Genomic DNA, 4,497 nt, shown 5'->3' with positions numbered 1-4,497 from the left:
GGGTGCCCGGGAGCGGCGGTGGCGGGGAGCGGGGCGAGCAGCAGCGCACCGGCCGTAACGGCGGTGGTCAGCAGGACGGGTCTGGGTATCCCCATACGTCTGTACCCTCCGAGCTTTTGGAGAAATGATCAAAAGTGATCACTGGTGGCAAGAATCGATCGGCGCTGATCGGTATGCAGGGTTTACAGGTTGTGCGCCTGAACGACAAGAGGGCGTCCAGCCCGTGGGTAGGCTGAACCCCATGCATGATCTCGGGGCCGGCTTCGGCTACTTGATGAAGGGCCAGCGGTGGGTCGCCCGCCACGGCAAGTGGTTCGGTTTCGGGCTGCTGCCCGGTCTGGTCACATTGGTGCTGTACGCGGGCGCGCTCGTGGCGCTCTTCTACGGCGCCGACGATCTGACGGCCTGGGCCACCCCCTTCGCCGACGACTGGTCCTCGCCCTGGCTGGGCCTCTTCCGGGGCTTTCTGACCGCGCTGCTCTTCGCGCTCGGGCTCTTCCTCGCGGTCATCACCTTCACCGCCGTGACCCTGCTGGTCGGCCAGCCCTTCTACGAGTCGCTCTCCGAGGCGGTCGACCGCGCCGAGGGCGGCGAGGTCCCCGAGTCGGGCCTGCCGTTCTGGCGTGAGCTGCTGATCTCCGCCCGGGACAGCCTGCGGATCCTGGTGCGGGTGACGCTGTACGGGGTGCTGCTCTTCGCGCTCGGCTTCATTCCGGTGATCGGGCAGACCGTCATTCCCGTGCTCGGCTTCTGTGTGTCCGGCTTCTTCCTGACGGAGGAGCTGACGGCGGTGGCGCTCCAGCGGCGCGGCATCGAGCTGAAGGAGCGGCTCGCGCTGCTCCGGGGCCGCCGGATGCTGGCGCTCGGCTTCGGCGTTCCGCTCACCCTCGCCTTTCTCGTACCGCTCGCCGCGGTGTTCCTGATGCCGGGCGCGGTGGCCGGGGCGACGCTGATGGCCCGCGAACTGGCGGACGTACCGGAGGGCGGCGAGCCGTACGAGACGGGCGGCGAGGGTGCGCCCCGCGCGGGCGCACCGCTCACCCTCGACAAGTAGGCCTGGTCCGGCCGCTGGGCGGGCCGGGTTCAGAAGGTCTCGGCGGGGTCAGGAAGCCCCGGCGGCCACCGCGATGATCGACCTGATCTGGGCGATGATGTCGAGCCGGTTCTGTACGAATTCGGGGTCGGTCACCGTCCCCGTCGCCGGATCGGTGTTCCCCGCCCCGAACTGGAGGACCGGCGTGTGCACATGCCCGCCCGGGATCTCCAGGCCCAGCCGGTCGCGCAGCAGCGTCGCCCGGTAGGCGATCTCATTGGAGAGATAGTCCCCGCCGCCGCCCGCGCGGGCGGCGGAACCGGGCGTGGGCCCGTCGGGCCGTACCACCGGAGCGGTCGCGCCCGCCGGGATCTCGGTCACCGAGGTGTTGTCGTACACCGGGAACCGGCCCGTGCCGGCCGCCGTGATCGCCTGGTACGGCAGGCTGGTCACCGTCCACTGCGGCTGCGAGGCGGGGTCCGTCACCGGGACCAGTCCCGTCTCCCCGACGTTCTCGTTGTCCCCGAACCCGCCGCGCCAGGCGCCGTTGAAGCGCTCGACATCGATCCGGCCCACCCGGCCCTGGCTCACCGTGGTGAAGAGATCGGCCTTTGACAGCGGTCCGCGCAGGGCCCGTTCGACCGTGCCGTCGGCGAAGTCCCGCCAGCGGACCGGGAAGACGGCCGTCTCGATCCTGGCAGGCCCTTCGGCGGTGCTGATGACCGTACCGTCCAGCGCGAGCGCGGTCGCTCCCGACGGATTGCTGATCCGGATGTCGCGGTCCAGGGTGAACGGGTCGAAGCCCGTCATCACGATTCGCTTGAGGCCCCGGTGGCCCTTCCCGGCGGGGAAGTCCATGGAGTCCTGGCCGCGCGAGGAACGCTCCAGCTTCCCGATCAGGGCCGAGCGCGCCGCCTCGGTGAGCCGGAACTCCGGCTCCCACGCGCGCAGTTCACGGGTCAGCCCGAGCCGCGCCCAGTACAGCGGCCGGTCGTCGTCCCGGCTCAGATCGCCGAGGGCGGGACCGCGCCCCTGCGCCAGGTCCACCGCCCGCTGCCACAGCCGCGCCCCCTGGCGCCCGACGGTCCGCTCGGCCTCGGCGTACGAGCCGGCGTGGCGCAGCGACCGTACGAACTCCGGTGCCACCGCGTCGAATCCGCTGCGCCGCAGGATCTCCTGAGGCACGGCACCGTCGAGGCGCTGCTCCTCCACGGTGAACGCCGCTGCGGCCGGGGCGGGTTGGGTGGCCGGGCGGGCGCCGGCGAGCGGGGGCGGGGTGACGGCGACGAGCGCGGCGGCAGTGAGCAGGACAAGCCCGGACAGCTCCGGGCGTATCCGTCCTCGTGTCCATATCCGCACGCCTATACGGCTCATGGGCCTCATGAGTCTCACGGGGGTCCTTCCGGTTCGGGTGGCGGAAGTATCGCCTCCGTACCGGCTTCCTAATCCTGACGCCGCCGTGGAGGCGCGTGGAGGCTCACGAACGAGTCAGCGCACTCCGAAGCGGTACGTCGTCGCCGAGCGGAACACCTCGCCCGGGCGCAGCACCGTGTCCGGGAACGCGGGACGGTTGGGGGAGTCCGGGAAGTGCTGGGTCTCCAGTGCGATCCCGTCCCCCGGACCGTACGGCCTGCCGTCGAAGTGGTCCCCCGTGTAGAGCTGGAGCCCCGGCTCGGTCGTGGTCACGGTCAGCACCCGCCCCGACACCGGGTCGTACAGCTCCGCCGCCGGATCGTCGCCGTCCAGCACGAAGTTGTGGTCGTACCCGATGCCGACCGGGCGCGGCTTGCGGAAGTCGAAACGCGTGCCGTCGACCGGTACCAGCTCCCCGGTCGGCAGCGCTGCCGCGTCCACGGGGGTGATCCGGCCCGCCGCGATCCGCAGTTCGTGCGCGGCGGCGGTGCCACTGCCCGCGCCGCCCAGATTCCAGTAGGTGTGGTTCGTCAGATTGACCGGCGTCGGGGCGTCCGTGACCGCGCGGTACGAGATCGTCAGCGCGCCGTCCGGCTCCAGCGCGTAGGTCGCCGAGACCTCCAGCCGGCCGGGGAATCCCTCCTCGCCGTCCGGGCTGGTCCGCGACAGCCGTACGCCGTGGTCGCCGGCCTGCTCCGCGTCCCAGACCCGCCGGTCGAAGCCCCGCTCACCGCCGTGCAGTGTGTTCGGGCCGTCGTTGGGGACGAGCCGGTGTGTCCGCCCGTCCAGGGTGAACGAAGCGCCCGCGATACGGTTCGCGTACCGCCCGACCAGCGCCCCGAAGTACGGTCCGCGCGAGCCCAGATAGCCCGCCACATCGGCGAAGCCGAGTGCCACATTGGCGGTGGTCCCGTCCCGCCCGGGGATCTCCACCGACTGCACGACACCGCCGTACGTCAGCAGATCCACCCGGGTCCCGGCGCGCTCCAGGGTCCACCGGTCGACGGGCGTACCGTCGGGGGCCGCACCGACCCGCTCCGTGCTCATGACAGTCACGAACGAGCACCCTACGCCGGAGCGGCGCGGGCGGCTACGGAGCCTCGGTACGGGCCGCCCACCCGCCGGTCACCCACCGCTGATACCGCGGCCACCGGTTACCCACTGCCGGTCGCCCGGGCCACCGGTCAGCCACTGCCGGTCGCCCGGGCCACCGGTTACCCAGGCCATCTGTCATCCGGCCCGCCGGTCACGCGGGCGGGTTCGCGGCGGTGATGTTGCGGTACGCGATCTCCGCGAGCCGGCTCTGCCCGTTCTTGCTGGGATGGAACCAGTCCCAGTGGCTGAGCTGCTCGCCGGTGAAGCGGTAGTCGAAGACCGCGCCGCCGTCGTACCGGCAGCGCAGGTCCTTCGCACACACCTCGCCGAGCACCTTGTTGTACGCCACGACCCGCTCGTACACCTGGTCCCTGCGGCGCTGCGCACGCTCGCTCATGTCCTGCGAGTCCCCGAGCATCGACGCGCAGATACCCAGCTTCCAGATCTGCCGCCCCAGCGGATTGCCCCGCCCGGTCGACCAGAGGCGCTTGAGATCCGGCACGCTCGACACATACACCTGCGCCTTGGGCGCCCCCGCGCGCAACTGGCGCATCGACGCCTCGAACGAGGTCCGGAAGTCGTCGACCGAAGTCATCTGCTTCGGCGAGTCACGGCAGGCGTCATTGGCACCGACCATGACCGTCACCAGCTCGGGCGCGTACTGGGCGGCCTGGGCCATCTGGCCGGGCAGGTCGGACATCCGGGCGCCGGTCATCGCCAGGTTCCAGCTCCGTTGCTTCACCGCGGGCGCGCCGAGCAGCCGCAGCGAGAGACTCCGCACCTCCGCGTCCGTACCGGTCGACCACGACACCTCCGGGCAGTCCGCCAGCACCACACAGGCGTCGAAACCACGGGTGATCGAGTCACCGACCGCGGCCACCGAGGACGGGCTGCGGTCCCAGACGGGGGTGGGGCCGTGATGCCCGTGCCGAGGACTGCTACTACGAGTTGATCAG

The 4,497-nt window shown here is 71.3% G+C and carries 3 protein-coding genes and 1 pseudogene; 1 reads left to right on the top strand and 3 read right to left on the bottom strand.

Going from position 1 to position 4,497, the window contains the following annotated elements:
- Positions 1-241: 241 nt before the first annotated feature.
- Entirely contained in the window at positions 242-1,054 is an 813-nt protein-coding gene (locus WH07_RS20245) for an EI24 domain-containing protein (protein ID WP_046501810.1), read from the top strand.
- A 48-nt stretch (positions 1,055-1,102) separates the two neighbouring features.
- Here WH07_RS20245 and WH07_RS20240 read toward each other — a convergent pair whose 3' ends face one another.
- From WH07_RS20240 to WH07_RS20230, 3 genes and pseudogenes are all read right to left on the bottom strand, one after another.
- On the bottom strand, positions 1,103-2,407 hold the full coding sequence (locus WH07_RS20240) for a pyroglutamyl peptidase (protein WP_106409634.1): 1,305 nt from the start codon (positions 2,405-2,407) through the stop codon (positions 1,103-1,105).
- A 114-nt stretch (positions 2,408-2,521) separates the two neighbouring features.
- Positions 2,522-3,493, bottom strand: coding sequence for an aldose epimerase family protein (locus tag WH07_RS20235; protein WP_046501808.1), 972 nt, complete (start codon positions 3,491-3,493; stop codon positions 2,522-2,524).
- Positions 3,494-3,692: 199 nt separating this feature from the next.
- A pseudogene (locus tag WH07_RS20230) lies at positions 3,693-4,454 on the bottom strand (SGNH/GDSL hydrolase family protein); the annotation flags it as partial.
- Positions 4,455-4,497: the final 43 nt, after the last annotated feature.

This window comes from Streptomyces odonnellii (genome assembly GCF_000981895.1).
GTDB lineage: Bacteria > Actinomycetota > Actinomycetes > Streptomycetales > Streptomycetaceae > Streptomyces > Streptomyces odonnellii.
This window is presented reverse-complemented; position numbering and strand designations above follow the sequence as displayed.

Coding starts and splice junctions, on each gene's coding strand:
- WH07_RS20245 (WP_046501810.1), top strand. CDS start 242: ATGCATGATCTCGGGGCCGGCTTCGGCTACTTGATGAAGGGCCAGCGG.
- WH07_RS20240 (WP_106409634.1), bottom strand. CDS start 2,407: ATGAGCCGTATAGGCGTGCGGATATGGACACGAGGACGGATACGCCCG.
- WH07_RS20235 (WP_046501808.1), bottom strand. CDS start 3,493: ATGAGCACGGAGCGGGTCGGTGCGGCCCCCGACGGTACGCCCGTCGAC.